General features: G+C 61.6%; 1 protein-coding gene. It reads left to right on the top strand.

Annotated features, from left to right (window positions below; translation table 11 throughout):
• The coding region (locus ACK1VC_RS28860; protein WP_449118188.1) for an immunoglobulin-like domain-containing protein at positions 1–2,301 on the top strand (2,301 nt) is incomplete at both ends.

Genomic DNA, 2,301 nt, shown 5'->3' with positions numbered 1-2,301 from the left:
ATAACGTCTATGTCGGTGCTAACGAGCCGGTGGTCAACGCCATCGACGCGGTCAGCGGCGCGGACGCGTGGAAGTTCGAGAACCTGACCCTGGATAAGACCGAGGTCAGCACCAGCGTTACGGATGAGCCTTCCGGGCAGGGTGACCTGGTGAAAGTCAGCATCACTCCAGTCACCGACACGGTGAACGAGGCGACTGCGCCGACCTTCAAGCTCACCCTGAACCAGGCCATCGATAAACCGCTGACCGTGCTGCTGAGCACCGGTGAAACCGTGGTGTTCGCCGCTGGCGAGACCACCAAGACCATCTCGGCGCCTGCCCAGGGCGACGATGTGTTCATCGACAAGGGCCAGATCACCGTCAGCATCGACAAGGCCACCGTCACCGGTGCGCCGCTGGAAAACCTGCAGATCGGCGATCCGGCCACTGTCAACGTGACCGACACCATCAGCAAAGTCACCGCTGTCCTGTCGGTGGACAACACCGCTGTGGTCGAAGGCGGCAAGATCACCTACACCGTCACCCTGATCAGTGAAGACACCAAGCTGCCAGTGACTGGCCACGGTGGTGTGACCGTGACCTTGACCGGTGGCACTCAGGTCACCATCAACCCAGGCTCGGCCACCGGCACCGTGGAAATCACCGCGCCGAACGACCTGTACGCGGGCGGCCAGGACGCAATTACCAAGTCGATCACCGGTATCGAAGTCACCGGCGACACCAAGTTCGAGAACCTGGTGACCGACAAGACCCCGGTCACCACTACCGTCAGCGACGAGCCAAACGGCAGCGACAACCTGGTGAAAGTCAGCATCACTCCAGTCACCGACACGGTGAACGAGGCGACTGCGCCGACCTTCAAGCTCACCCTGAACCAGGCCATCGATAAACCGCTGACCGTGCTGCTGAGCACCGGTGAAACCGTGGTGTTCGCCGCTGGCGAGACCACCAAGACCATCTCGGCGCCTGCCCAGGGCGATGACGTCTTTGTTGATAAAGGCACCATCACCGTCAGCATCGACAAGGCCACCGTTACCGGTGCTCCGCTGGAGAACCTGCAGATCGGCGACCCGGCCACTGTCAACGTGACCGACACCATCAGCAAAGTCACCGCTGTCCTGTCGGTGGACAACACCGCTGTGGTGGAAGGTGGCAAGATCACCTACACCGTCACCCTGATCAGTGAAGACACCAAGCTGCCAGTGACTGGCCACGGTGGTGTGACCGTGACCTTGACCGGTGGCACTCAGGTCACCATCAACCCAGGCTCGGCCACCGGCACCGTGGAAATCACCGCGCCGAACGACCTGTACGCGGGCGGCCAGGACGCAATTACCAAGTCGATCACCGGTATCGAAGTCACCGGCGACACCAAGTTCGAGAACCTGGTGACCGACAAGACCCCGGTCACCACGACCATCAGCGACGAGCCGAACGGCAACGACAACCTGGTCAAGGTCAGCATCACTCCGGTCACCGACACGGTGAACGAGGCGACTGCGCCGACCTTCAAGCTCACCCTGAACCAGGCCATCGATAAACCGCTGACCGTGCTGCTGAGCACTGGTGAAACCGTGGTGTTCGCCGCTGGCGAGACCACCAAGACCGTTTCGGCGCCAGCCCAGGGCGATGACGTGTTCATCGACAAGGGCCAGATCACCGTCAGCATCGACAAGGCCACCGTCACCGGTGCGCCGCTGGAGAACCTGCAGATCGGTACCCCGGCGACCGTTCAGGTCACCGACACCATCAGCAAAGTCACCGCTGTCCTGTCGGTGGACAACACCGCTGTAGTCGAAGGTGGCAAGATCACCTACACCGTGACCCTGATCAGTGAAGACACCAAGCTGCCAGTGACCGGCCACGGCGGTGTGACCGTGACCCTGACTGGCGGCACGGTCGTGACTATTCCGGCCGGCTCGGCCTCGGGTACCGCCTTCGTCACTGCACCGAACGACCTGTTCACCGGTGGCCAGCCTGCGATCACCAAGTCGATCACCGACATTTCGGTCACCGGCGACACCAAGTTCGAGAACCTGGTGACCGACAAGACCCCGGTCACCACTACCGTCAGCGACGAGCCGAACGGCAGCGACAACCTGGTCAAGGTCAGCATCACGCCGGTCACCGAGTCGGTGAACGAAGCCACTGCACCAACCTTTAACGTCACCCTGAACCAAGCGCTGGACAAGGCGCTCACCGTTGTCCTGAGTACTGGCGAAACCGTGGTGTTCGCTGCTGGCGAGACCACCAAGACCATCTCGGCGCCGGCCCAAGGCGATGACGTCTTTGTTGATAAAG

Source organism: Pseudomonas sp. XP2 (assembly GCF_053557975.1).
Note: the sequence above shows the minus strand (reverse complement) of the source record. Positions and strands in the feature narration are given on the sequence as shown.